The sequence below is a fragment of the Mycobacterium sp. AZCC_0083 genome (assembly GCF_014202335.1).
In the GTDB taxonomy this organism is placed as follows: domain Bacteria; phylum Actinomycetota; class Actinomycetes; order Mycobacteriales; family Mycobacteriaceae; genus Mycobacterium.
On the sequence record NZ_JACHGP010000021.1, the window covers coordinates 20809 to 45772 of the forward strand.

The following is a 24964-nucleotide window of genomic DNA, read 5'->3' on the forward strand; positions in this document are numbered from 1 at the left end:
AACCGTTTCGTACTGCGTCACGACCGTCACCATCAGCGCCACACCCGTGATCGTCATGAGTACACCCACGATATGTGATGCGACAACGGATTTCATCGCGCGTCCTGCTCGTCCAGAGGGTCGGGGGAGGGTTGCTGTCGCTGTGCGGCGACCGATCGGGCGGTCTGGAGTGCGTGGGCTTTCATCTCCTCGCGGATGGAGCCGCCGATCACGCCGCGCTTGCGTGAGCGCGTCTTGTACGCGACCCCCACCAGCATGCCCATCAGGACCAGTGCGGCGATGGCGGTGACGATGATCAGCACGGTTTCGTTGGTGGTCATCGAGATGCCTCTGATCCATTGGTGGACCCTCAGTACGCGCCTCTTCCCTGGTGATGTCAAATGCCGTTTGTCAGACGAAGACGACGCTGCCTTGGACCGAACGCGTTAGAGTGACCACGCAAGTGGCCGCCGGTGGCCGACGTGGGCGCTGAAGGAAGCGACTGCTTGACAGACGATTCCCCGGAGGGCACGTGCCTCATCTCAAGCTTGGTGTCATAGGACGGACCGGCAAGGAGAACGAACGCCGCGTTCCGATCCATCCGCACCATCTCGACCGGATCGATGCCGACCTTCGCGCCGACATCTACTTCGAGCGTGGCTACGGGGCCAACTTCGGCGTCTCCGACGCGGAATTGTCGGAGTTGGCGGCCGGTGTGCGCTCACGCGAGGAGTTGATCGCGGACTGCGACGTCATTCTGTTGATCAAGCCGGAGGCCAGCGATCTTGCCGAACTTCGCGTCGGCCAGGTGCTGTGGGGCTGGCCGCACTGCGTCCAGGACCGGGAACTGACTCAGCAGGCCATCGAGCGTCGGCAAACGCTGATCGCCTTCGAAGCGATGAACCTGTGGGGTGACGACGGCTCGTTCAAATTGCATGTGTTCCACAAGAACAACGAGATTGCCGGCTACTGCTCGGTGCTGCACGCCCTGGAGCTCATCGGGTCGACGGGCATGTACGGCCGCCGGCTGCGGGCGGCCGTCATCGGCTTCGGCGCCACCGCACGGGGTGCGGTGACGGCTTTGAGTGCAAGCGGGATACACGACGTCGACATCTTCACCAACCGCGGTGTGACAGAAGTAGCCTCACCGATTCATTCGGCGGACATCGTCCAGTTCGAGCACGACTACGACCCTGCCGGCGGGTCGTCGATGAGTTTCGCGCTTACCCCAGAAGGCAGAATGCCGCTGACCCCCTTCCTGGCCGAGCACGACATCGTCGTCAACTGCGTGTTGCAGGACACCAACGCGCCACTGACCTTTCTTGACGAAGAAGGCCTCGCCACGTTCCGTCCGGGCAGCCTCATCATCGACGTATCATGTGATGAGGCAATGGGATTCAGTTGGGCCCGGCCCACCTCGTTCGAGCACCCGACATTCACCGTCGGCGACAACATCACCTATTACGCCGTAGACCACAGCCCGTCCTACCTGTGGAATTCGGCGAGTTGGGAGATCAGCGAGGCGGTTCTTTCCTACCTGCCGACGGTGCTCGCCGGGCGCGAAGCATGGGAGGCCGACCAGACCGTGTCCCGGGCGATCGAGATCCTCGACGGGACGGTCCGCAATCCCGACATCCTGACGTTTCAGCACCGTCTGGCGGACTACCCGCATGGGCGTACCGACACCCGTTGACCGATGACGGCGTAACGTCACCAGTATCGGGCAGCTCGGATTCGAGCGAACATGCCCGACTACGAAGGAAATTCGATGGCCTCCCCAACTCTGCTCCGTTCGCCCTATGACCGACGTGTCGATCTCGTCAAGAACACCATCACGGCCAACTCCAAGCTTGGCGACAAGGCTGCCGGCGAACTGGCCGTGCACGTCCTGCAAGCCCTGAACTCGATCCCCGAGAAGGTGCGCTGAGCTACGGCTCGGCCACGTTCATGACGGTCACCGTGACGCTCCCCGACGGCGGGACCGACGAGTACATGCGGTTCGGCGACGCCTACGTTCAGCACCGCGACGGCAGGCTTGACGTGCTACGTCGCGGCGCCAAGGAGCCGCACAGCTACGCGTCGGAGGAGTGGACCGACGTGGAGGGCGACCAGTCGAAGAAGAAGAGCCGGTTCTGGGGCTGATCGACCGCGGTCTCGTGACCGCGTATCGGTCGGCTTAGCGCCTGTTCAGGCGTCTGGGGCGTCGGCGCCGCCGGCCGTTGTCGGCAGTGGCTTGCGCTGGACGTGCTCGCCGGTCACCGCCTGGCACTTCTTGCAGGTGTTCACGTACCGGATCACCAGATGACCGTCGTCGACGCCGAGGATGTCCTCGGACGAGATGGAAAATTGATGGTCACAGGCCATGTCTTCCTTTGTACCGTGTTCGCCCGTCGGCGGTGTCAATTTGCTCGTTCTGCGTCGTCAGGCGACGTGCCGTGTCCTCCGATCGGGGGACACGGGGTTCGCCCGGTGTAGTGGCTGGTCAGCGGACATACATCTCCTTGAGTGTGCGACATAGTTGTCTCAACGCCGAAAAACACCGGCGGAGAAACTCAAAAGCCCACTCACACAGGGAGATTCACATGAACACCATCAGCCGCCGGATCGCTGCCACCGCCGCTCTGCTCGCCGCCCCCGCCCTGATCGCCCTCGGTACCGCCACCGCCAGCCACGCCGAGACCTCGGTCCGCTACAACGGCCCGGCCACCAGCGCCCAGGCCCAGCACCCGGCCTTCCCGCACCAGGTCAACACCCCCAAGCCCGGTACCGCCGAGCATCACCACCACCAGAAGAGCAAGTAAGCCCCACCAAGCCCGAGAGCCCGGATGCATCAGCATCCGGGCTCTCGGGCCTTGGTTACGAGGTCAGCGCTTCTTGGAGTTCAGCACCGTTTCGGCTTGCGAGGTGTGATCGGACTTCGCGCGCTTGTCCGCGCGTTTCTCCTTCAGAGACTTTCCGGACTTCTTGGCCATGGCTTGGCGAGGCGATTTGTCGGTCATTTGGCTTCCTCTTTTGAGACGGAGGCCTGGGTGGTCCCGATCTTCGGACTCTACGCCGCCAGGGCAGCCTTGTCTCGAGTCGGCACGGTCTGAATGGCGTCCGAAATACCCTCGGAATCAATTAATTTCGCGTCATTCCGAAGCGGTGGAATCGCCGTTCGCGCGCCAATCGGGACGGCCGCATCGCCGACGACGTTGCAGGTCAGCGGGGGCCCATGCCGCCACCGGACCGGCCGGCGCCCGTCGGTGGAAGGCCGCCGATCGGGCTGTGAGGGTGTAGTGTAAGGGTCGTTGGGAAACCGACCAGTCCGGAATGAATCAGCCGTCTTCCGCTGATCGCCACGAGCAACCGCTCAAGCCGGACATCTTCGTGACATTCGCACGGTCGGGATCACTTTGACTGCAATATCGCTTGGTCGTACCTTTATCAACCCCGTTGGGGCGCAACGAAATTCTGCACCCTCGAGTTTCGGCGTGCTTAGTACCTATCCGTCGACGGTCTGCGGGTTGGCGACGTTCAGCGCGGCACTGTCCAACGGGTTGGCGGCGAACGGTGCCGAGGTCAGCGTCGTTCGGGTGGCCGATGGCCAACCGTCCACGGATCCCCGCGTCGTCGGGGAGCTGGTCAACGGCTCAGCGGCGTCGGTCGCGGCGTCGGCAGACCTGTTGAACGAGTGCGACGTCGCAGTGATCCAGCACGAGTACGGCATCTACGGCGGTACCGACGGCGACGAGGTCATCGAAGTCATGCGCGGGCTGCGCGTGCCGTCGATCGTGGTCGCTCACACGGTGCCGCTCGATCCGACACCGCACCAGCGCTCCGTTCTCGAGACGGTCGCCGGCCTCGCCGATCAAATGGTCGTGATGTCCGACGCGGCCAGCGCGCGCCTGCGCCACGGCTTCGACGTCGACCGGCACAAGATCAGCACCATCGCGCACGGCGCGACCATCCCGCAAGGGGTGCATTCGAAGCGTGGCGGCAGACCCACGTTGCTGACCTGGGGTCTGCTTGGCCCCGGTAAGGGCATCGAGCGGGTGATCGAGTCCATGGGTTCCCTGCACGAGCTCCGCGGCAGGCCGCAGTACGTGATCGCAGGCAGGACGCACCCCAAGGTGCTGGCCGCCGAAGGCGAGGCATACCGCGAGGCCCGCACCGAACAGGCGCGTCGCAACGGCCTGGCCGGCTCGGTCTCCTTCGACCCGTACTACCGCAACGTGACCTCCCTGGCGGCCTTGATCCAGTCCTGCGCCGTGGTGGTGCTGCCGTACGACTCGACCGAGCAGATCACCTCCGGTGTGCTGGTCGACGCCGTCGCCAGCGGCAGGCCCGTCGTCGCCACGGCGTTCCCGCATGCCATCGAACTTCTCGGCACCGGCGCGGGCATCGTCGTCGACCATGACGATCCCGATGCGATGACCTTTGCGCTGCGGCAGGTGTTGTCCGATCCGCGTCTCGCCGGGTCGATGGCGGCCGAGGGCCGCCGGCTGGCTCCGACGTTGGCTTGGCCGGCGATCGCCAAGTCGTATCTAGCTCTGGCTCAACGACTCGTATTCGAGCGCCGGGCACTGGTATGACCGCGCCGGTTCTGGGTCCGGTGTTCGACCACCTGCTGCACATGACCGACCGTCGCGGCACCTTCGAGCATGCCAATCTGACCGAACCGGCGACCGAACACGGTTACTGCACCGACGACATGGCCAGGGTTCTCGTCGTCGTCAGCCGTGAGGAGCCCGACCCCGATCGAAAACTGAATGGCATTGCCGGGCTGGCGATGCGGTTCCTCATCGAGGCGCAGGCACTCACCGGCGCGTGTCGTAACCGGATGGACAGCACGGGCAAGTGGACCGACGAGCCCGCCCTGGAAGACGCATGGGGCAGATGCATCTGGGCGCTGGGAACCGCTGCTGCCCAAGGGAACACCGCGTTCGTGCGCGAGTCGGCGAAGATTCAGTTCGAGCGGGCCGCCCTGCAGCGGTCGCCGTCACCGCGGGCCATGGCGTTCGCGGCACTCGGCGCCGCCGAACTGCTCACCGCCGATCCCAACCACGTCGAGGCTCGAGAGCTGCTCACCTCTTACGTCCGCACGGTTCTCGCGCCGAGCGAGGACCCAGCCTGGCCGTGGCCCGAGCCGCGGCTGGCCTACGCCAATGCCGTTCTCGCCGAAGCGATGATCGCGGCGGGCACCGTGCTCGACGATGCGGCGCTGCAGCGACGCGGCCTGGATCTGCTCGGCTGGTTGGTCGAGTACGAGACGGTCGACGGACACTTCTCGCCAACCCCGGTCGGAGGGCGAGGCGCCGACGACGTCCGTCCCGCCTTCGACCAGCAGCCGATCGAGGTGTCCTCGCTGGCCGATGCGTGCGCGCGCGCCGCTGCCGCCGATCCCAGCCCGATGTGGCCCGACGGCGTCCGCCGTGCAGCAGCCTGGTTCGAGGGTGACAACGATTCGGGACAGGTCATGTGGGACGCCAAGACCGGCGGCGGGTTCGATGGCCTGCACGTCGACGGGGTGAACCGCAATCAAGGTGCGGAGTCGACGCTGGCAGCGCTATCGACCATGCAGCATGCTCGGCGCATCTCGGCTGTGAGGCAATGACTTCGGTGCAAACCGATCTGGTGACCCGCAGCCCGCTGCGACTCGCCGCCGACCCGTCGCGCGTCGTCACACAGTTGTTCGTGCCGGGCCAGGAGGGCTTCGAGCATCAGGAGTCCCGGGCAGGCGCGGTGCTCGCCCGCATCCTCGCGCTATCCGAAGAGGACGTGCAGTCAGCCCTGGACGACGTCGTCACCCGTTTCGACGGACGCCACCGCGACCTGCTCGGTACCTTCCAGCGGCATGCGGACGTGCTCGCCGATCGGCTCGATCCGGTCCGACAACTCTCCGAGGCGCGAAAGGTGTTGCTGGGAGCCGCGTTCACCAGCGAGTACGCCATCGAAGGTGCCGCCTTGTGCAACCCGAGCATGGTGGCCCATCCCGACCAGACCGGCACGACCGGGGGCGGCCTGCGTTTCGTGATGAGCGTGCGTGGCATCGGGGAAGGACATCAGTCCTCGATGGGATTCCGGACCGGCACCGTGAATGCCGCCGGTGGTGTCTCGCTGGATCAGCAGTCGCCGTTCGCCACCACTGCAGTGGCGACTCCGGCTCTCCTGGACGGGGCCGTATTCCGCAACGAGCTGGCCCGACTCGGCGACGCCAGGGAGGCCGCCAACTACGTCCTGGACGCTCTCGGTGACCGCTTCACCCGAGCCGACCTCGAGGAACAACTCGACTCGCTGCAGACCAACATGCGCACCCGGGGTCACGCACGGGCCACGATGGCCGAGATCCGCTCGATCGCCGACCGAAGCTATTCCGTCGAATTCGCCAACGACACAGCCTGTTCCGAGCGCGTGCTGCGGCCCGCCATGGGCGCCGAAGCGGCCGGCATGGAGGACGCGAGGTTCGTGCGGTTCGTCGACGACGATGGCACGGTCACGTACTACGCTACTTACACGGCGTACAGCGGATCGCGCATCAGCCAGCAGCTGCTCGAGACGTCGGACTTCCGGTGCTTCACCTCCAAGCCGATCGTCGGGCGCGCGGCCGCCAACAAGGGCCTTGGGCTCTTCCCCCGTCGGATAGACGGGCGCTTTGCGGCGATGTCGCGATCCGACCGCGAGACGAACACCTTCGCCTACTCCGATCACCTTCTGGTGTGGGCGGATTCGTGGCCATGCCAGCAGCCGCTCGACGTGTGGGAGGTGCTGCAGCTCGGGAACTGCGGGCCGCCCATCGAAACGGACACCGGCTGGCTGGTGCTCACCCACGGCGTCGGCCCGATGCGCACCTACTCCATCGGCGCGATCCTGCTCGACCTCGACGACCCGACCAAGATCATCGGTCGGCTCCGTCAGCCGCTGCTCTCGCCTGCCGCCGACGAGCAGAACGGCTACGTGCCCAACGTCGTGTACTCCTGTGGTGCGCTGGTGCATGCCGAGACGTTGGTGATTCCGTATGGCATCGCCGATTCGGCGATCGGCTTCGCGACGGTGTCGATGCCTGCGTTGCTTGGCGCGTTGACTGGTTAAGGGGCCGTACCCCGCACTCCGGCAGTGATTCGCGGGAGGTAGGTACCGAGGCGGTCCTCGGTGTCACAGTTGGGCATGCCGACTACGCACCGGCGCCACGTCATCACCGAGACCGACGACATCAGCAACGCGTTGGACATCGCGCGTCGCACCTGGCCCGACCTCGCAGACACGCCAGGCGCCTTATTGCGTCAACTCATTCGCCGAAATACCCTCATGGACGATCACGCCAGCACCGCCAAGACGCGACAACACGCGGTCGACGCGACCGCAGGTGCGCTGGCTGGAGTCTTCGGACCCGGCTTCTTGAGCGAACTACGTGAGCAGGACTGGCCCGAGTAATCGGGTTCGACACCAGCGCATTGATCGGGCATTTCGAACCAGCCCACGCGCATCATCGTCACGCGAGCGCGCTACCCAAACCCCACTTTGCGTGACCTCGGTCTGACCATCGCGACCGCTTAGCTCAACGGCTGGCGGCTGACGGCTGGGCTTTCCTCCGTCGCCCTCGAAAAACTCTTCACGAAAAGTGTGAAACCCGGTGTGGTCAGCGGCCCCCACGCGAGGCAAGAAAAAGTCTTCGAAAAAGTCTGAAGAAAAGTGTCGGGTTTCTGGCGGCTCATCGCTCGTACCTATGAGCGCGGCCCACCGGGGCGGCGACCACACGAAACAAGGAGACATCATGAGCACCAACCGCGACGACAAGCTGGCGCTGCGCCGCCAGAGCATCCGCACCCTGACCGCCAGCGAGCTGAGCATCGCCCACGGCGGCAAGGGCGGCACGGGAACCGGCACCGGCACCGGCACCGGAACCGGCACTCACACCGGCACCGGCACCGGAACCGGAACCAAGACCAGCCCGCCCCCGCCCCCGCCGCCCCCCACGAAGGTCATCTTCTGGTGACTCGTCACCACGACGAGTGACATCGTCACTCACAACACCGCGCCGTAGCCGACACCTTTCGGCTATGGGGCGGTGTTCGTTGGCGTCTATCCCGACGCGGGCAGCGATCCCGGTAGGCCGAACCAGGGGAGCACGCTGTTGTCGAACCGGGTCAGAGCGCTGATCTGATCGCCGGTGACGGTGAGGACGAGCAGGCCGGCCCCGTGCCGGATGCCGCCGCCCGGCGCGCAGTGGTAAGAACCGAACGCCAGCTGACCGTTCGCCCGCGTGGGCACCAGGTCGTAGTGCCGACCCGCACGCATCACGGTGGCGTAGAAGCGGGCCACCACGTCGCGGCCCTGGTACTCCAGCGGAATCGGTGGCATGGAGACGCTGACGTCCTCGGTGAGCAGGGCGATCAGCGCCTCGACGTTGCCGGACTGGTAGGCCCGGACGAACTTGGCCACCAGCGCCTGCTCGGCGGGGGAGCCGACGGCGGGACCGGGTGCACCCGCCGGGGGCAGCCCACGCTGCAGGCCCGTCCTCGCCCGCTTGAGCGCACTGTTGACCGAATTGACTGTCCCGCTGAGCATCTCGGCCACTTCCTTCGCGGAGTATCCGAGTACCTCCCGCAGGATGAGCACGGCACGCTGGCGTGCGGGCAGCAGCTGCAAGGCGGTGATGAAGGCCAGCGAGATGGCTTCGGTTTGTTCGTAGCGTGCTTCGGGGCCTAGCGTTGTGCCCTCGAGGAGGGCATCCGGATAGGGCTCCAGCCACACGACTTCGCCGAGCCGCGTCGGCTCCGGCGGTTCGATCTGTTTGATGTCCCACTCCTTGGCCGGGCGCCGCTTCGCCGAGCGCAGCGCGTTGAGACACCGGTTGGTGGCGATCCGGTAGAGCCAGGTGCGGATCGAGGCGCGTTCCCCGTAACCGTCGAGGCCTTGCCAGGCGGAGAGCAGCGTGTCCTGCACCGCGTCCTCGGCATCCTGCAGCGATCCGAGCATCCGGTAGCAGTGCACCTGCAGCTCGTGACGGTGCGGTTCGGTCAGCTGGCGGAACGCCTCCCCGTCCCCGGCGCGCGCCCTGCCGATGAGATCCGCAATCACCGTGTCCGCCTCCTCATTGCCCTCGTCCCCATGCAGACACCGCGCGAGCCGAAAACTGGTCGCCGCGGGCCCGCCCAGTTTCGCGCCTTCGCGGTTTCTACCCAGTCAGGAACTCGAAAAGGAGTGTTCATGACCATTGCAGAACTCGCAGGCAGTACGGCGATCGTGACCGGGGCGGGCCGCGGATTCGGCCGCGGCATCGCCACCGCTCTGGTGGGCGCCGGTGCGCACGTCGTCGGCGTCGCCAGGACCAGGACCCAGCTCGACGAGGTGCGTGGCGAGCTGGGGGACGACTTCACCGCGGTGAGCGCCGACGCCGCCGATCCCGCGACCGCCAGTCGGCTCATCGACGAATACCGGCCGCGCACACTGGTGCTGTGCGCCGGGGCCGCCCCGCAGATGAGCCCGCTCGCCGATCAGACGTGGGAGAGCTTCAGCCAGAACTGGAATGTCGATGTGGCGCAGGCGTTCCACTGGATCCGTCACGCGCTTGGGCGCCCGCTGGCGCCGGGGAGTTCGGTGATCGTGATGTCCAGCGGCGCCGCGCTCAAGGGGTCGCCGCTCAGCGGTGGCTATGCGGGTGCCAAGGCCACCGTCCGCTTCATTGCCGATTACGCCGCTGCCGAGTCGGAACGGGCCGGGCTGGGGATCAGCTTCGTGTCCGTCCTTCCGCAGCTGACGCCGGCCACCGACCTGGGCGCGGCGGCGGTGGCGGCCTACGCCGAGCGGCAAGGCGTCGACGTCGACGCCTTCGTGGCGGCCCTGTCGCCCGTCCTCACCCCGGATCATGCGGGCAAGTCGATTCTCGACATCGCGACCGCACCGCACCCCGACCACCGCGCCTACACCCTCACATCCGCGGGCCTCACACCGCTGTCCTGAGCCCAATTCACCAACCCCGGAAGGATATTCGCATGAACACACCCCCGATCGTGTCGCCGCAGGAATGGGAGACCGAACGCCAGCGCCTGCTGGTCAAGGAGAAGAAGGTGATGCGTGACCGTGACGCAATGGCCGCCGAGCGCAGGCGCATGCCATGGGTGCCCGTGGATACGCAGTACGCCTTCGACGGGCCCGACGGCAAGGTGAGCCTGCAGGATCTGTTCGCAGGCCGACGTCAGCTGATCGTCTACCGCGCGTTCTTCGAGCCCGGGGTGTATGGCTGGCCCGACCACGCCTGCCGTGGCTGCTCGATGATCGCCGACCACATCGGCAACCTCGCGCACCTCAACGCCCGCGACACCACGCTGGTGTTCGTCTCACGCGCGCCGCTGGCCGACATCGACCGGGTGAAGGCCAGGATGGGATGGGACATCCCGTGGTTCGGCATCACCGACCAGTTCGACGTCGACTTCGGCGTCGACGAATGGCACGGCACCAACGCGTTCATCCGGGACGGGGACCGCGTGTTTCGCACCTACTTCATCAACAATCGCGGCGACGAAGTCTTGGGTAACACCTGGAGCTACCTCGACATGACAGCGCTTGGACGCCAGGAGGATTGGGAGGATTCGCCCGACGGGTACCCGCAGACCCCGCCGTACCAGTGGTGGAACTGGCACGACGAATACGCCCAGTCCGAGTCGCAAGAGGAATGGATCGCCCGGTCGAACGCCGCCCTGGAGATCCTGAGCCCCGACGGGGGCAGCGGGACGTGACCTCTGTCCCCCGATCGGGGGACACGGCTTTCATCCGGTGCAGTGGCTGGTCAGCGGACATACAACTCCAACTGAGTGCGACATAGTTGTCTCAACGCCGGAAAACACCGGCAGAGAAACTCAAAAGCACACTCACACAGGGAGATTCACATGAACACCATCAGCCGCCGGATCGCTGCCACCGCCGCTCTGCTCGCCGCCCCCGCCCTGATCGCCCTCGGTACCGCCACCGCCAGCCACGCCGAGACCTCGGTCCGCTACAACGGCCCGGCCACCAGCGCCCCGGCCCAGCACCCGGCCTTCCCGCACCAGGCCAACACCCCCAAGCCCGGCACCGCCGAGCATCACCACCACCAGAAGAGCAAGTAAGCCCCACCAAGCCCGAGAGCCCGGATGCCCCCCATCCGGGCTCTCAGGCACCCGCGATGACGATCGAGACTGAACCGTCTCGGGTTTGATATCGGCCTCGAAGTGTCTGCTCAAGGCGCCAGAGATCGAGCCCGGGATATGAGAAGAGGTCAATCGGGCGAAGGCAAGAAGGTCGAGTAGTCGATTACTCGACGTCGCGCCACAGCAAGGGCAGACAATGAGTCGTCCGCCGCGCAAGTACACGAGGCGCGTTGCTGAAAAGAAGGGTGCGACCAATGTCTGCAGCTCAACCGTCCGATATTGCAGCGCAAAATGTCGCTGTTGAGAGGTGTGACGTCTGCATAGTGGGAGCCGGGCTCGCCGGACTCAATGCCCTCTTCGTAGCCAGCCGTTACCTATCTCGCGATCAGAAGGTCATCCTCGTCGACAGCCGGGAACGCGTCGGCGGCATGTGGGTCGACACGTATCCGTACGTGCGACTGCACCAGCCGCATGGCATGTTCACCGCCGGCAACATCAAGTGGACTCTCGGCCAGAAACCCTCCTACTTGGCGACCAAGGGCGAGGTGCTGGGGCACTTTGAACACTGTCTCAACGAGATCAAGCGGCGAGTGCGGGTCGACGAGTTCTTCGGGTGGACGCTGGAGTCCCACGACGAAACCGACGGGATCGTGCGGATCACGTGCAGATCTTCTGCGGGCCAACTTCGAGTAATTGAGGCGAAACGACTGATCAAGGCTTTTGGCGTGCGAGTTGTGCCCAACGAACCGCTCGAGTTGTCCAGCGCGCGTGTCCAGTCGGTGTCTCCGGACTACTGCGACATGCGCGGCGGGGACATCGGGGCGAGCGACACACCGGTCTGGGTCATCGGCGGCGGAAAGACCGGGATGGATACTGCGCATGCGTTGATCACGACATACCCCAGCCGTGAGGTGAACCTCGTGGCTGGTTCGGGCACCATGTTCGCCAGCCGCGACCGCCTCTACCCCACGGGTGCCCGACGATGGTGGGGTGGCACGGGACTCGGCAAGATGGCCTCGGAATTGACTCGCCGTTTCGACGGAACCAACGAGACAGAGGTCGCCAATTGGTTCCGCGCCACATACGGGACGTCGTTAACCTCCGAGACGGGCAACTTCCTGCTGGGTTTGCTCTCCGATTCGGAGAACAAGACGATTGCCGCCGGCCTGCACGACCTAATCATGGACCACGTCGTGGACGTCGTCGACAGCAACGGCGCTACGGACCTGGTGTTCCGCAGTGGCGCCACCAAGCCGATCCAACCGGGCAGCTGGATTGTGAATTGCACCGGATACCTGGTGCGCCACGACCAGGACCACGACTACGAGCCTTACGTTTCCCCCAGTGGTGCAGTGGTCTCGATACAACCGCGTTCTGCGACCCTGCACCTGACGTCGTTCGGGGGCTACTTCATGACGCACTTACTCTTCTTGGACAAGATCAACGACCTTCCGCTGTATGAACTCGACATGCAGGACCTGCGGGCGAAGTCGCACGCGGTACTCCCGTACACGATGTTTTCCCTCGCCCAGCACAACCTCAGCCTGATCTCCGACAGCGTTCCGACCAAGGTATTCCTTGACTGCGGACTCGACCTCGAACGCTGGTATCCGTTGCCACGCCGCATGATGGGTACGGCGCGCTTCCTGCTCACGCACCGCCGCGAACGCGAGCACCAGCGCCGCGCCCTTGACACTGTGCGCGAACGATTCGACGTCCGTTGCGGCCCGCTGACACCTGCACTTCGTTGAGAGCGGGTTCCACTACTTCGGATGTGGTCCTGTCCGTAGATCGCCTGACGGTGGCCTGCATGCGGTGCTGTACTTAACCCATGGGGGTCGAATCTGTTGCGGGTCGGTTGGGCAGGCTGGCGGCTGTCGTCGCGCTTGGTGGGGGACTGCTTCTGGCATCTCCGGGGACGGCGTTCGCGTCGACCCCCATCGTGTTCGAGTTGACCGGCTCGTTCGGCGACGGTGTGCAGGTGTCGTACTTCGGCGCCAATGACGAACCCATCGTCGAAGTGGCGGGCCTGCCGTGGTCGGCGGCGTACGACTACAACGGGAGCGCGCCGTCGCTGACGTTCACCGGCATCCATCCCGGCCCTGATCCAGGCACGGTGACCTGTCGGGTGTCCATCGACGGGCGGACGATCGTCTCGCGCAGCAACAATGCGCCGAAAGCCGCTGGCAATGGCGCGTACTGCAACGTCGTCAACCTGGGCAAGGGTTACGTCGCGAACTGAGCCCTACGGCAGGATGGTCTTCATCAGCATCACGTTGTACGCCGACCACAGCGAGAGGTTGTAGTACAGCTCGCGACCCGTCGACCACGGATGCAGGTAGGGCGCGTAGATGCCGCCGGGGATCTGCGACTGCGGAACGAGCAGCTGCTCGGGACCCCACGGCCCTTGGGGTGTCGGCGAAGTCCTCATCACGATGTCGTTGGAGCCGTTGCCGTACAGCGCCAGGTACTGCCGAAGATAGGTGTTGTACTGCGCCGACATCTCGCTGACCGGGCCGGGGATCACCGGCGTCGCGGCGGCCGGGTTGGCCGGGACCCAGGCTCCGTTGTCGCCGTTCCAGTACTCGTACTTGGTGAGGTCCGGCACCTGGTTCGGGGCGACCCGGGCGATGTACGCCGAACCGCCGCGGCCGTTGGGTGTCCCGAACGAGTAGAGGTACGGGTCACCGGGTCCGGGCTTGAGGAATGCCCCCATCTGGAAGTTCTCGTTGCCGCCCGTGGGTGGGCGAATGGTCCCGGGGTAGACGCCCCAGTTCTCGCCATTGTCTTGTGACACAGCGATTGCCGAGAAGTTCGTCGACCAAGAGCCTGGGCTGTTCCAGTCCCTGATGGACATGAAGTTGAGTAACTGGTTACCGCCGACCGAGACGCCGGCGGTCGGGATGATGCCCGTCTCCTCTGGCGCCTGCCCGATGGTGTTGATGATCTGCTTGGAGATGCCCTGTCGCCAGACCGGTGAGCCGGAATACTTGTTGGCGACAACGCCATCCGGCACGGCAATCGTATTCGACAGCGCGCCATCTGAGCTGCGGAACAGCGTGTTGTAACGCCACTGCTTGTTGGGAATTCCGCAGTAGCCGTTCGTGTCGCCGAACGCCATGAGCACTTGATGATTGGTGGGATCGCCGTTGTCCCACATGATCCCGAGGTCGGTGCCGGTGATGGCGAAACGTTGGATGGTCTGGTTTGGGCTGTCAGGTCCGGTCACCCAGCCAACGAGTGTCGTTCCCGGCGGCCCGGAAGGCGGTGCCGCCACGGGTGCGGGCGCCGGCTGAACTGGCTTGGCGACGGGAGCGGGCTTGGGAGGCACCACTGCCGCCTGTTGGTGCACGGGCTGCGGGGGTGGTGTGAGCGCCTTCAGGATCGAGGGCAGAAGTCCGAGCTTGGGAAGCGCCGCTTGGTCATTCGCGCCGCTGGGCTTGTGTCCGATCGGGCGGTTGAGCGGCGCGATGTTTGACGGGCTGGGGATCTCGAATGCCTGGTTGGGGAGGGGCTGAGCTTGTGCGGCAGCGCCTTCGCACGGCTCGGCGCTGGCCGTCGGCGTGGCGCCGAGAGAAACGATGAGCCCGATCACGGCCGCCGACGCCATCGATACCGATGCGATACCTGGACGCGGCGACATGTCACACCTTTCAAGTGGGACGTCGCATTGACGTCAGCAGTTGACTGATGTGACGATAGTGATCAGTGAGGCTGATGTGGTCAGTGCTGCATCGAACGGTATCGGTCCGTGACCGTGTCGATACCTAAGAGTTTGGCCTGCCGCGGGATGCCGTGACCAAAGATCGCGGGTCGACGCAAGGGAGTCTCGGAAGGTTTCTTTCGAGACGTGCCAGTCGAACTCACCGCGAACTCGTGTCCGTGGGCCAGGCGTCCTAATCGAACGGAGTCATCAGCGTGTTGCTTGGCAGGGAAACGTCAATCACTTTGCGCGCGGTCTCGGCCCCAGCGATGGGCAGGCCGTCGGGGTCGAGCAGACCGAGTTGAACGAGCACGCTGGCCTGATCCCAGTAGATGTGCTCGTGCACGAGTTTGTCCTCCTGAAACTGCACAATGGCCACTGTCGGAATCTCCACTGCGCGTCCGGTGGGCTCAATGCCGGGCAGCATCCAGTCCATCCGAGTGGTGTGGGTGAAGCGGACGACGAACTCGTCGACGACGGAACTCTCGCCGACTGTGCGGCTGACGGGGAGGAGTTCGAAGTCGGGAGGATTCACCCCGATGAAGTGGTGCGCGTAAAAGTGTCGCAAGCTCTCGAAGCCGACGCCACCGGTCATGGTCGGGATGTGATTGACGTAGGGTTCGGCCACCATGGTGGCCATAGTGGCGTCCACGTCCCGCGTGTCAAACTCATACCGACAGTGCGCCTCCCACAACGCGGCAAGATCGTAAGCGGCCATGTTCAGTACCTCTCTCGGGGGAGTTTCCAGCCTACGGTCAACCAGCGCACTGGTAGCGCTGGACCGGACTGGGCAACTCGCTACGCGGGCTTGAACCACGAAAAAGTGACCGGCTGAGCACGACACGGAACCGCGACTGACTTTCGAGACTCTCGTATGTCGGCTATTTCGGGGCGGTCTTCAACTCGGTTCGGGCCTGGTCGATTTGGTCGTAGGCGTAGGTCACCATCGCCGTGTTGGTCATGCTTGCCCCCGCGCACGCGAACGATTCGTAGGTCGCGTGACCGAGAACATCGCGAAGGTGGGCGATCGCTGTGTCGAGTTCGGGTAGAGCCGCAGTAGTCATGGGATTGGCCGCTGCGAAGCCCGCGATCGTGGCCGCTGATTCGTAACGTCCGAGCCGGTCGAGTAAGACGGCCAGGAGGGCCAGCGGCGCGCTGACCATGTAGGTGTTGCCCGACTCGTGAAAGTTGCCGATCGACACCGTGAAGTAATCCAACGCGGCCATCCGGTCCCCGTATTCTGCCTCGAGTCCGGACAGCATGTGCACCAGCATCGTCTCGTTGAAGCGGTTGCCGCTGTCTTGTGCGATGGGCAGGCCACGGCGCGCGGCAGCGAGCGCAAGGCCGGGATCACCGGCGCGGAAGGCATACCCGTGGGCCATGAGCGCCCATGAGAGCACATACGGGTTGCCGGTCGCTTCGGCGGCGTCGATCAGACCGCCGGCGGCGGCCATCGCGTCATCAATGGAACCGGCGACCGTCAGTCCGATGACGAGGTTCGTCGTGCTGTACGGGTCGGTGGCGCGACCGCGTGCGAGTTGAGCGCGAAACCACTGAACCCACCGTTCCGGCTGGCCGACGGCAGGGTAGGCACTGCCAAGGAAGCCCGCTGCGGCGTGCGGGAGGTGGTCGCTTCCACCGCTGATCGCCCTCTCGGCGGCCTCGGTGTAGCGAATAGCCGAATCCATCCGTCCGGTGTTGTAGCACAGCGATGTCAACACATACAGGTCCGTGAGCCGGGGGTGGTCGACGGAGCGGGCCGGCTCGATGAGCTCTTCTGCCCACACGATCGGTTCGTAATTCTCAGTCAGAAAACCGAACCACGCCGCACATGTTGCGATGGGGGCGGCGACATCCAGATCGCCGTGGTCGGCAGCCCAGCGGAATGCCGTGCGCAGATTGGCCAGCTCGACGGTGAACCACATATAGGCGTCGCGCTGGCGGGGGCTATCCCACAGCGCAAGGATGTCGGCTTCTCGCCCCGCGAAGTAGCCGGCATGCGCCGCACGCGCCTCGGTCGCCTCGCCACGGGCGACGAGTTGGTCCTCGGCGAACTGGCGGATCGTCTCGAGCATCGAAAATCGGGTCCGCCCGGCTGCTCGGTCGGCGACCAGCAGCGACTTGCGAACCAACGCGTCGAGCAGATCGAGAGTCACGTAGTCGTCGGCACCGTCGGATCCGGCCACCGCGCAAGCACTTTCAACATCGAATCCCCCGGCGAATATCGAACACCGATCGAGCAGCACCTTTTCCGCATCGTCGAGTAGGTCATAGGACCATTGCACGGCGTGGCGCAACGTTTGGTGGCGCTCCAGGCCACGCCGTGACCCGACCAACAGCTGGAAACGATGATCGAGACGGTCGCGCACCTCCGTGGCGGTCATCGACGCCATCCGCGAGGCCGCCAACTCAATGGCCAACGGAATGCGATCAAGGCGGTGGCAGATCTCCAGGACCGCGTCGTCGGCCGAAAAGCCCGGTGCCACACTGTGAGCGCGTTCCACCAGCAATTCCACCGCCGCGCCGACTTTCAGCGACTTCACCGGCCATATCTGCTCACGCGCGACGCCCAATCCCTCACGGCTGGTGGCTAGGATCGTCACCGTTGCGGACTGCGCGAGGATGGCCTCCACTAGATCCGCCGCTGCGTCGAGCACGTGCTCGCAGTTGTCGAACACCAACAACCGGACCCTACCTTCTAGCGTGGCGGCCACCGATTCGCTCACAGTCTTGCCCGCCTGCTGCGTGATGCCCAACACGGCGGCCACCGCATCGGGCACAGCCGCCGGATTGGCGACCGTGGCCAACTCGAAAACCCATATACCGTCCGGGAATTCATCGACCAGACGCATCGCTACCTCGGTCGCAAGCCGCGTCTTGCCGACCCCGCCCACCCCGGTCAACGTCACCAGCCGATGATTCCCCAACTCCGCCTCGATCTCGGCGACCTCGGCCTCGCGGCCGACCAAGCTGGTTGCCGCGGGCCGCAAGTTTCCCGAATTTCTCTCGAGTGTTCGTAGCGGCGGAAAGTCAGTCCCCAGCCCGGGCGCGCGCAGTTGGAACACCGTGATCGGGATCGGGAGGTCTCGCAGCCGCCGCGGCCCGAGATTCACCAGCTCCACTCCGCTGAGCAGTCCTGCCGTGGTGTCGGCCAGCAGGATCTGACCGCCATGTCCAGCAGCCATTACCCGTGCGGCGCGGTTGAGTACGGTGCCGAAGTAGTCGCCGTCTCGAAGCTCGGCCTCGCCGGTCGCCAGTCCCATCCGGACTGGTAACTCCAACCTCTGCTGAGCGGCGATCGCGGCGTCGACAGCCGCCTTCGGCGATGCGAACGCGGCGACCACCCCGTCGCCGGTGTGACTGAACAGAAAACCGCCGTGCGACTCAATTGCGGTGCGCAGCACCTCGTCGTGCACGACGAGGGCCGACCCCATCGCAGCAGCATCGGATTCCCACCGACGGGTCGAACCCTCGATATCGGTGAACAAGAAAGTGACAACCCCCGAAGGCGGGGCCCCCGCGGACACCCGCACAGAATGTCACACAAAGGCCTGTTCAACGAGGCAATCGCGACCGGAAGTGGCAGGACCACCGATGCGACTGCCTTCCGTCCACTCCGTGTCCGCCGATCGGGGGACACGTCTTTCATCCGGTGTAGTGGCTGGTCAGCGGACATACATCTCCAACTGAGTGCGACATAGTTGTCTCAACGCCGGAAAACACCGGCAGAGAAACTCAAAAGCACACTCACACAAGGAGATTCACATGAACACCATCAGCCGCCGGATCGCCGCCACCGCCGCTCTGCTCGCCGCCCCCGCCCTGATCGCCCTCGGTACCGCCACCGCCAGCCACGCCGAGACCTCGGTCCGCTACAACGGCCCGGCCACCAGCGCCCCGGCCCAGCACCCGGCCTTCCCGCACCAGGTCAACACCCCTCAGCCCGGTACCGCCGAGCATCACCACCACCAGAAGAGCAAGTAAGCCCCACCAAAGCCCCTGAGAGCCCGGATGCCCCCTCCCTGCATCCGGGCTCTCAGGCATTGGGTGCCAAAATGGCCGAATGGACGCAGCCACGCTTCGGGAATTGCAGAAGCCGCTCAAGCAGCAATATCGCGACGACCCGGCCAGCGCGCGCACTCCGATCGAAGCCGAAGCGTCATTCGAGACGAAACCCGTCACGGCGTCGGTCCAGACGTGGGCCGCCCCGATCCGTGCCGGTCTGCATCCGGCCACCGGCGGGGACGGAAGCGACGCGTGCTCCGCTGACATGTTGTTGCAGGCCCTGCTGGGCTGCGCCGGGGTGACGATGCGCAGCGTGGCCACTGCCATGGGCATCGACATCGCCAGCGCGGAATTGCGTGCCACCGGGATCTTCGATGCCCGCGGCACCTTGGGTGTGTCCCGCGACGTACCCGTCGGCGTGCAGGAGGTCAGCGTCGTCGCCGAGCTGCAGACCGATGCCGACGATGCGACGCTGGCCAAGCTGGCCGAGCTGACGGAGCGTTACTGCGTTGTGGGACAAAGCTTGGCGCAGGTGCCCTCGATCACCGTCCGCAGGCGTACGGCGCCATAAGTCCGGCTACCCGGACTCGGCAACCTTCTTGATTGCCGCCAGCGTTACGGGAATGCCGTGGTGCGCCGCCTCGCTGCGTTCGGCGATCTGGGCATCGGCCTCGTCGCCGAACCTCTTCTGAAAGCCGGCGATACCGCGAGGAAGAAACGTCCACGACTCGGTCAGGCGGGTGCCGTCGTCGACGGGTTCCAACGTGAAACCCCAGCGCGCCCAGCCCTTGTTGACCTCCCACGTGAACTCCCGACCGGGATCGGCAGCCACCACCTGGCACCGGGCCTCCCAGGTCCGCTCCGGGGTCTCGTTGTGGCCGGTGAACCAGGCGCCGACGGACGGTCCGTCGCCCTCGTCCCACTCGCACGACTTACAGATCGGGCTCCACTCGCCCGTCCTCGTCACGTCCGACACCATCGCGTAGAGCTGGTCCGGTTCGACCGAGATGAAAAGAGAATCCGAGTACTCGAGAGCAGTCACCGTTGGGAGTATGCCAGTGCCGTCAGCGCCCAGGCCATCCATCCCGCGGAAAGCTCACGTACACACGGCGTTTGCGATACGGCCAGCTGAAACGCCGACACTACGGCGTGTCTCACCGTCCGACCCGTCGCGCCCTGCTCAAGGGTGCCGTCGTGCTCGCGGCGCTGCCCGTCGCCGGGTTCACCGGGCGTCGGCGTGGCCCCGTCCTCGCAGATCCGTTCACCCTCGGCGTGGCCTCGGGCGACCCGGCGCCGGACGGGGCGGTGATCTGGACCCGGCTGGCCCCCGAACCGCTGGCCGACGATGGTCTCGGCGGCATGCCGGCACGCGCGGTCGACGTGGAGTGGGAAGTGGCCACCGACGAGGCCTTCGCCCGGATCGAGCGGCGCGGGCTGACCACCGCAGTCCCGGAGCCGGCGCACAGCGTGCACGTCGAACTGGCGGGCCTGCGACCCGGCGCCGACTACTTCTACCGGTTCCGCACCGTGGGTCACCTGTCGCCGGCCGGGCGCACCCGCACCGCACCCGAACCGTCGCTGGCCCGCTGACGATGTGCTTCGCGTCGTGCTCGCACTACGAGCAGGGCTGGTTCACCGCCTACCACCGACTCGCCGAGGAGCAGCCGGACCTCGTCGTGCACCTCGGTGACTATCAGTACGAGTACGCCGCGGGGCAGAGCAAGGACAGGGTGCGCGACCACGTCGGGCCGGAGACGGTCACGCTGGCCAACTACCGGCAGCGCTACGCGCAGTACAAGACCGACCCGGACCTGCAGGCCGCCCATGCGGTCGCGCCGTGGCTGGCGGTGTTCGACGACCACGAGGTGGGCCAACAACTGGGCCGATGAGGTGCCCGCCAAGCCCGATCCGTGGTTCCTCGACCGACGGGTCGCGGCGCTTCGGGCCTACTACGAGAACATGCCGCTGCGTCTGTCGGCGACGCCGCGCGGCATCGACATGCAGCTGTATCGACGCTTGCAGTGGGGCGGCTTGGCGACGTTGCACATGCCCGACACGCGGCAGCACCGCACCGATGAGCCCTGCGAAGACGAGTTCCGGTCCGACTGTGTCGAACTCCACGATCCAGCGGCCACCCTGACCGGCGCCGAGCAGGAACGCAGCCGACGCTGCACCCGGTGTGAGCTCAGCGGTCACTTGCATACGCTCTGCACAGCCTCTTCACGGCGGCTGCGGCGACCACCACCTGCCACCAGCGACCGCAATTCCGGGAGCAATGAGTTGCCCGCCGCGGTGAGCGTGACGCACCGCGCCCTGACGCGATGCAGCAACCGCACCCCCACGATGTTCTCAAGCTCGGAGATCGCCACCGATACCGCTGACTCCGAGACTGGTAGCTCAGCGGCGGCCGCGACGATGGAGCCGTGCTCGACGACGGCAACGAAGTACTCCATCTGACGCAAAGTCATCCGTATAAAACTAAATTCAACTGAGGAAGTTCCGTCAAATCATGTATCCGACTTGGGTTAGCGGCTGCGAGAACACTGGGAATCGAGACGAGTGGGCGGATATTGGCGCAGTCGGCCCGCAGACTAGAACGACGACGGCGCTGACCGCAGAGTGTCATGACCGAGCGGCGTCGTCCGGAGCGTTACCAGCACGCGCTCCTGTGATCTCGCGAGGGGAAGTAATGATGATCGTCGTAGTTGGCGGCACAGGGATTTCGATGTCGTGCGGCCCGTGGCAGAGGAGACACTGATGAGCCGTGTTGCTCTGATCACCGGAGCCAGCCGGGGAATCGGTGCGGCGACCGCCCTAGTCCTCGCGGAGCAGGGGTTTCGGGTGGTCGTCAACTACCGGTCGAGTGCCGAGCAAGCAGACGAGGTGGTCCGGGCCGCGACCGCGGCCGGCGGTGAGGCCGTGGCGATTCGGGCCGATGTCACCGATGCCGACGACGTGGCCACGATGGTCGACGAAACCAACGAAAAGTGGGGTGCGGTCGACGTGCTTGTGCACAACGCATTGATCCCGTTTGACGTCACCTCGTTTGCCGATCTGAGTTGGGAGCAGCTCGGCGGAAAACTGGACAGAGAGTTGCGTGCCGCATTCCTCGTCGCCAAAGCGGTAGTGCCGGGCATGATTTCCCGCGACTACGGTCGGCTGGTGTACCTCAGCACGGGATTGTCCCGCCAGCCCCGAGAAGGGATGATCACGCTGGGCACTGCCAAGGCGGCACTGGACCAGTTTGTCCGCTACGTCGCACTCGAACTGGCGCCGCACGGCATCACCGCAAACCTCGTCGCGCCCGCCACGGTGGACGAGACAAGGGTCACCGAGCAGTTGACGACCGACCAGATCGGTCACCTCGGCGCCACCAATCCTATGGGGCGCCTCGTCCGCCCCGACGAGGTGGCCCGCACGGTGGCCTTCTTGGCAAGTGAGGATTCCGGGTTCACCACCGGGCACTACCTCCCCGTCAACGGCGGCCTCTCCATGGACTGAACCAGGTTCTGCCGCTACCGAAATCACCAGATCGGGAAGGGCTCCATCCATGCACACGATCGACCTGGCCTATGCCGGGCATGGTATCCACGAGGAACTGGTCGCCTACGTTGCCGACCAGGAAGGCTATTACGACGACCAAGGCGTCCACGTCGCCATCCGCGATGGGGTCCACTGGGACATGGAGCGTCTGCGCCGGGGCGCGACGATCGGTCTGGGCCGGACCCTCTTGTCGCGCCTGACCGACGGCATCGGATGGACAGTGCTCAACGTCAACACCCATCGTCCGCTGTTCTGGTTTCTCGGCAGCGCCGAGGTGACATCCATGGCGGATCTTCGTGGGCGCCGCCTGGCGGTCCATGCCGCCCACACCGCCCCCGGCTGTTTCGCCCGGATCGTCCTGCGCAAACACGGCCTGGACCCCGACCGCGACTTGGAGTGCGTGGTGCGCGATCCGGGTGACTACCAGATGGACCTACGACGCCTTCGGGACGGCTCCATCGACGCCGCCTACGTCGGCAGCACGCTCTCACCCGAACAGATCGCCGCGGAAGAGGGATTTCACCTGCTGGCCTGGGTCGGCGATCACTTCCAGATCCCCACCGTGGGCGTCGCCGTGGACCCCGTCCATATCCCGCTGGACAGCCCCGCGCTGCAAGCCCTGATGCGAGCCAACCAACGGGCACTGCAGACCCTTGCCGAACAACCCCACCTGGCCGTCGACTACATCGCCTCGTTCCTCAACCGACTCACCCGTGATGAAGCCCAACAACACTACGAACGCTACGTCGGCCCGTACTTCACCCCCGACGGCCAGGCCGACCTCGACATCGCGCAACAAGCGATCGACGCCGTCGCAGCCGAACTGGGCGTCGCATCGGCAGCCGCAGACGAGATCTATCAGCAGGCACAGTGAACCCCAAAGGGGCCGGCCCCATTGGCCGGTCGCTAGTTACTTCGACCTGAAAAAGTCGGGCGTGGCGACGGGCCCGGGCACACCTTGAACTGGGACAATGTCCTCGAACCCTTGGTGAGAAGGATTCGAGGACATTGTGTTTCGTACTGTAAATGATCAGCCGACGTTGTGGGATGCGATCCTGCCCGCCGAGTTGTTGGTGTTGCCCGTGGAGCTGGGTCGGGTCGATGCCCTGCTGGAGGATCCGGTCTTCTTCGCACCGTTCGCAACCTACTTCGATGCCCGGATCGGGCGGCCGTCGATTCCGATGGAAACCTACCTGAGGCTGATGTTCCTGAAGTTCCGCTACCGGCTGGGCTATGAGTCGTTGTGCCGAGAGGTCTCCGATTCCATCTCCTGGCAGCGGTTCTGCCGTATTCCGTTCGGCACCCGAGTGCCGCACCCGACGACGTTGATGAAGATCACCACCCGCTGCGGTGAAGACGCGATTGCCGGGCTCAACGAGGCACTGCTGGCCAAGGCTGCCGCAGCCAAACTGTTGCGCACCGACAAGGTCCGCGCCGACACCACCGTCATTCCGGCTGCGGTGTCCTATCCGACCGATTCCGGTCTGCTGGCCAAGGCGATCGGCTCAATGGCCCGCAGTGTGGCGCGAATCAAAGCCGCCGGTGGCGCGACCCGAACGGCGTCGCGAGATCGGCAGCGCTCGGCCGGGCGCCGCGCCCGCTCGATCGCCGCGAAACTGAAACTGCGTGGTGAACAGCAACGCGATGCGGCCCAGGCCGCGGTACGGCGGATCACCGGGGAACTCGCGGACATCGCCGAGGAGGCGATGCGCGAAGCCACCTCGGTGATTCGTAATGCTCGTCGTGCACTCCGGGGTGCCAGCGGTCACCGCAAAGGACAACTGCACCGTGCGATCAACCGCCTACAGACCGTCGTGCTGACCGCGGAACGCGTTGTCGCCCAATCCCGTAGCCGCCTGGCCGGGGTGATGCCCGAGTCGGCGACTCGGGTGGTCAGCCTGCACGACGTCGACGCCCGCCCGATCCGCAAGGGACGCCTGGGCAAGCCCGTGGAGTTCGGCTACAAAGCCCAAATCGTCGACAACGCCGACGGGGTCATCCTCGACCACAACGTCGAGATGGGGAACCCGGCGGATGCCCCGCAGCTGGCACCAGCGGTCGAACGGATCATCGGCCGCACCGGAAAGGCCCCGCGCGCGGTCACCGCTGATCGCGGCTACGGCGAAGCTGCGGTGGAACACGATCTCCACGACCTCGGCGTGCGCAACGTGGCGATCCCCCGCAGAAGCAAGCCCACAGCGGCTCGACGGGAGTTCGAACACCGCCGGGCTTTCCGCGAGAAAGTGAAATGGCGCACCGGATCGGAAGGACGGATCAACCACATCAAGCGAAGCTACGGCTGGAACCGCACCGAGCTCACCGGCCTCGATGGAGCCCGAACCTGGTGCGGACACGGCGTCTTCGCCCACAACCTCGTCAAGATCGGCACCCTCGCAGCCTGAAACGACCACCCCGCACCGCCAGGCGCACCCAGTCAACAACTTCGCCGATAAGCCCCAACACCGATCACGGGTTTTTCAGGTCGAAGTAGCTATGCACCGATCACCCCATCCAAAGGCGTCCCGGTGATTCAGCTGACGCATCGTGTTCAAAGTTCCTGGACTACAACACTTTAGACTACAAGTCGGTCGCGAATGTAGCCGGAAAGACGTCGTGGCATGATGCA

General features: G+C 65.2%; 30 protein-coding genes and 1 pseudogene. 22 read left to right on the top strand and 9 right to left on the bottom strand.

What is annotated here, in order from left to right; genetic code table 11:
• Nucleotides 1–92: 92 nt before the first annotated feature.
• Nucleotides 93–320 carry a hypothetical protein gene (locus tag HNP02_RS36240; protein WP_184445488.1) on the bottom strand — a complete coding sequence of 76 codons (228 nt, stop codon included), beginning with the start codon at nt 318–320 and terminating at the stop codon, nt 93–95.
• A gap of 191 nt (nt 321–511) precedes the next feature.
• Between HNP02_RS36240 and HNP02_RS36245 the strand changes: the two genes are divergently transcribed.
• From HNP02_RS36245 to HNP02_RS36255, 3 genes are all read left to right on the top strand, one after another.
• The gene (locus tag HNP02_RS36245; protein WP_184445489.1) at nt 512–1672 is read left to right on the top strand and encodes a N(5)-(carboxyethyl)ornithine synthase; all 1161 of its coding nucleotides are present in this window, start codon (nt 512–514) and stop codon (nt 1670–1672) included.
• Between the two features lie 75 nt (nt 1673–1747).
• The gene (locus HNP02_RS36250; RefSeq protein ID WP_184445490.1) at nt 1748–1906 is read left to right on the top strand and encodes a DUF6307 family protein; all 159 of its coding nucleotides are present in this window, start codon (nt 1748–1750) and stop codon (nt 1904–1906) included.
• Nucleotides 1907–1926: 20 nt separating this feature from the next.
• Nucleotides 1927–2121: a hypothetical protein gene (locus HNP02_RS36255; protein WP_184445491.1), complete on the top strand. Its 195-nt coding sequence runs from the start codon at nt 1927–1929 to the stop codon at nt 2119–2121.
• A gap of 45 nt (nt 2122–2166) precedes the next feature.
• On the opposite strand, the gene HNP02_RS36260 is transcribed toward HNP02_RS36255, so the two are convergent.
• Entirely contained in the window at nt 2167–2343 is a 177-nt protein-coding gene (locus tag HNP02_RS36260; RefSeq protein ID WP_184445492.1) for a hypothetical protein, read from the bottom strand.
• A gap of 218 nt (nt 2344–2561) precedes the next feature.
• Here HNP02_RS36260 and HNP02_RS36265 point away from each other — a divergent pair, with 218 nt between their 5' ends.
• Nucleotides 2562–2780: a hypothetical protein gene (locus HNP02_RS36265; RefSeq protein WP_184445493.1), complete on the top strand. Its 219-nt coding sequence runs from the start codon at nt 2562–2564 to the stop codon at nt 2778–2780.
• Nucleotides 2781–2843: 63 nt separating this feature from the next.
• Here HNP02_RS36265 and HNP02_RS43260 read toward each other — a convergent pair whose 3' ends face one another.
• On the bottom strand, nt 2844–2978 hold the full coding sequence (locus tag HNP02_RS43260; protein WP_255507384.1) for a hypothetical protein: 135 nt from the start codon (nt 2976–2978) through the stop codon (nt 2844–2846).
• Nucleotides 2979–3452: 474 nt separating this feature from the next.
• On the opposite strand from HNP02_RS43260, the gene HNP02_RS36270 reads away from it, so the two are divergent.
• From HNP02_RS36270 to HNP02_RS36290, 5 genes are all read left to right on the top strand, one after another.
• Complete coding sequence (locus tag HNP02_RS36270; RefSeq protein WP_375373750.1) at nt 3453–4553, top strand: glycosyltransferase; 1101 nt, start codon at nt 3453–3455, stop codon at nt 4551–4553.
• On the top strand, nt 4550–5575 hold the full coding sequence (locus HNP02_RS36275) for a glycosyltransferase (RefSeq protein WP_184445494.1): 1026 nt from the start codon (nt 4550–4552) through the stop codon (nt 5573–5575). Before HNP02_RS36270 ends, HNP02_RS36275 begins: the two co-directional genes overlap by 4 nt.
• Nucleotides 5572–7050: a glycoside hydrolase family 130 protein gene (locus tag HNP02_RS36280; RefSeq protein ID WP_184445495.1), complete on the top strand. Its 1479-nt coding sequence runs from the start codon at nt 5572–5574 to the stop codon at nt 7048–7050. The genes HNP02_RS36275 and HNP02_RS36280 overlap by 4 nt, the downstream gene beginning before the upstream one ends.
• A gap of 75 nt (nt 7051–7125) precedes the next feature.
• Nucleotides 7126–7392 (top strand): hypothetical protein, encoded by a 267-nt coding sequence (locus HNP02_RS36285; protein WP_184445496.1) that lies wholly within the window; start codon nt 7126–7128, stop codon nt 7390–7392.
• Between the two features lie 340 nt (nt 7393–7732).
• Nucleotides 7733–7954: a hypothetical protein gene (locus tag HNP02_RS36290; RefSeq protein WP_184445497.1), complete on the top strand. Its 222-nt coding sequence runs from the start codon at nt 7733–7735 to the stop codon at nt 7952–7954.
• Between the two features lie 86 nt (nt 7955–8040).
• On the opposite strand, the gene HNP02_RS36295 is transcribed toward HNP02_RS36290, so the two are convergent.
• Entirely contained in the window at nt 8041–9039 is a 999-nt protein-coding gene (locus HNP02_RS36295; RefSeq protein ID WP_184445498.1) for a sigma-70 family RNA polymerase sigma factor, read from the bottom strand.
• 129 nt (nt 9040–9168) lie between these two features.
• On the opposite strand from HNP02_RS36295, the gene HNP02_RS36300 reads away from it, so the two are divergent.
• The 5 genes from HNP02_RS36300 (at nt 9169) to HNP02_RS36320 (ending at nt 13329) form a co-directional block, all read left to right on the top strand.
• A complete protein-coding gene (locus HNP02_RS36300) occupies nt 9169–9921 on the top strand; it encodes an SDR family oxidoreductase (protein WP_184445499.1) in 753 nt (250 codons plus the stop codon).
• A gap of 32 nt (nt 9922–9953) precedes the next feature.
• Nucleotides 9954–10697 (top strand): DUF899 domain-containing protein, encoded by a 744-nt coding sequence (locus tag HNP02_RS36305; protein ID WP_184445500.1) that lies wholly within the window; start codon nt 9954–9956, stop codon nt 10695–10697.
• A 150-nt stretch (nt 10698–10847) separates the two neighbouring features.
• Entirely contained in the window at nt 10848–11066 is a 219-nt protein-coding gene (locus tag HNP02_RS36310) for a hypothetical protein (RefSeq protein ID WP_184445501.1), read from the top strand.
• A gap of 275 nt (nt 11067–11341) precedes the next feature.
• Complete coding sequence (locus HNP02_RS36315) at nt 11342–12838, top strand: FAD-dependent oxidoreductase (protein WP_184445502.1); 1497 nt, start codon at nt 11342–11344, stop codon at nt 12836–12838.
• Between the two features lie 80 nt (nt 12839–12918).
• On the top strand, nt 12919–13329 hold the full coding sequence (locus tag HNP02_RS36320; RefSeq protein ID WP_184445503.1) for an MmpS family transport accessory protein: 411 nt from the start codon (nt 12919–12921) through the stop codon (nt 13327–13329).
• 3 nt (nt 13330–13332) lie between these two features.
• Here HNP02_RS36320 and HNP02_RS36325 read toward each other — a convergent pair whose 3' ends face one another.
• The 3 genes from HNP02_RS36325 to HNP02_RS36335 all read right to left on the bottom strand — a co-directional run bounded on the left by HNP02_RS36325 (nt 13333) and on the right by HNP02_RS36335 (nt 18224).
• On the bottom strand, nt 13333–14730 hold the full coding sequence (locus tag HNP02_RS36325) for a DUF4185 domain-containing protein (RefSeq protein ID WP_184445504.1): 1398 nt from the start codon (nt 14728–14730) through the stop codon (nt 13333–13335).
• Nucleotides 14731–14983: 253 nt separating this feature from the next.
• Complete coding sequence (locus tag HNP02_RS36330; protein WP_184445505.1) at nt 14984–15508, bottom strand: ester cyclase; 525 nt, start codon at nt 15506–15508, stop codon at nt 14984–14986.
• A gap of 163 nt (nt 15509–15671) precedes the next feature.
• Complete coding sequence (locus HNP02_RS36335; protein WP_375373751.1) at nt 15672–18224, bottom strand: NB-ARC domain-containing protein; 2553 nt, start codon at nt 18222–18224, stop codon at nt 15672–15674.
• A 331-nt stretch (nt 18225–18555) separates the two neighbouring features.
• On the opposite strand from HNP02_RS36335, the gene HNP02_RS36340 reads away from it, so the two are divergent.
• Together HNP02_RS36340 and HNP02_RS36345 are read left to right on the top strand one after the other, a co-directional pair.
• Complete coding sequence (locus tag HNP02_RS36340; protein ID WP_184445507.1) at nt 18556–18774, top strand: hypothetical protein; 219 nt, start codon at nt 18556–18558, stop codon at nt 18772–18774.
• 79 nt (nt 18775–18853) lie between these two features.
• Nucleotides 18854–19366, top strand: coding sequence for an OsmC family protein (locus HNP02_RS36345; protein WP_184445508.1), 513 nt, complete (start codon nt 18854–18856; stop codon nt 19364–19366).
• A 6-nt stretch (nt 19367–19372) separates the two neighbouring features.
• On the opposite strand, the gene HNP02_RS36350 is transcribed toward HNP02_RS36345, so the two are convergent.
• Nucleotides 19373–19837, bottom strand: a complete 465-nt coding sequence (locus HNP02_RS36350) for an SRPBCC family protein (RefSeq protein WP_309241817.1) — start codon at nt 19835–19837, stop codon at nt 19373–19375.
• 107 nt (nt 19838–19944) lie between these two features.
• On the opposite strand from HNP02_RS36350, the gene HNP02_RS43265 reads away from it, so the two are divergent.
• The 3 genes and pseudogenes from HNP02_RS43265 to HNP02_RS44195 form a co-directional block, all read left to right on the top strand.
• Nucleotides 19945–20385 (top strand): PhoD-like phosphatase N-terminal domain-containing protein, encoded by a 441-nt coding sequence (locus tag HNP02_RS43265; protein ID WP_309241818.1) that lies wholly within the window; start codon nt 19945–19947, stop codon nt 20383–20385.
• Between the two features lie 2 nt (nt 20386–20387).
• On the top strand, nt 20388–20684 hold the full coding sequence (locus HNP02_RS43270; RefSeq protein ID WP_255507388.1) for an alkaline phosphatase D family protein: 297 nt from the start codon (nt 20388–20390) through the stop codon (nt 20682–20684).
• Nucleotides 20620–20895 (top strand): annotated as a pseudogene (locus HNP02_RS44195) (alkaline phosphatase D family protein); the annotation flags it as partial. The gene HNP02_RS43270 and the pseudogene HNP02_RS44195, both read left to right, overlap by 65 nt.
• 92 nt (nt 20896–20987) lie before the next feature.
• On the opposite strand, the gene HNP02_RS44200 reads toward HNP02_RS44195, so the two are convergent.
• Nucleotides 20988–21263, bottom strand: coding sequence for a LysR family transcriptional regulator (locus HNP02_RS44200; RefSeq protein ID WP_184445594.1), 276 nt, complete (start codon nt 21261–21263; stop codon nt 20988–20990).
• Nucleotides 21264–21552: 289 nt separating this feature from the next.
• On the opposite strand from HNP02_RS44200, the gene HNP02_RS36365 reads away from it, so the two are divergent.
• The 3 genes from HNP02_RS36365 to HNP02_RS36375 all read left to right on the top strand — a co-directional run bounded on the left by HNP02_RS36365 (nt 21553) and on the right by HNP02_RS36375 (nt 24740).
• Nucleotides 21553–22296 (top strand): SDR family NAD(P)-dependent oxidoreductase, encoded by a 744-nt coding sequence (locus HNP02_RS36365; protein WP_184445510.1) that lies wholly within the window; start codon nt 21553–21555, stop codon nt 22294–22296.
• Between the two features lie 49 nt (nt 22297–22345).
• Complete coding sequence (locus HNP02_RS36370) at nt 22346–23212, top strand: ABC transporter substrate-binding protein (RefSeq protein WP_184445511.1); 867 nt, start codon at nt 22346–22348, stop codon at nt 23210–23212.
• A gap of 166 nt (nt 23213–23378) precedes the next feature.
• On the top strand, nt 23379–24740 hold the full coding sequence (locus HNP02_RS36375) for an ISNCY family transposase (protein ID WP_184445595.1): 1362 nt from the start codon (nt 23379–23381) through the stop codon (nt 24738–24740).
• Nucleotides 24741–24964 lie beyond the last annotated feature (224 nt).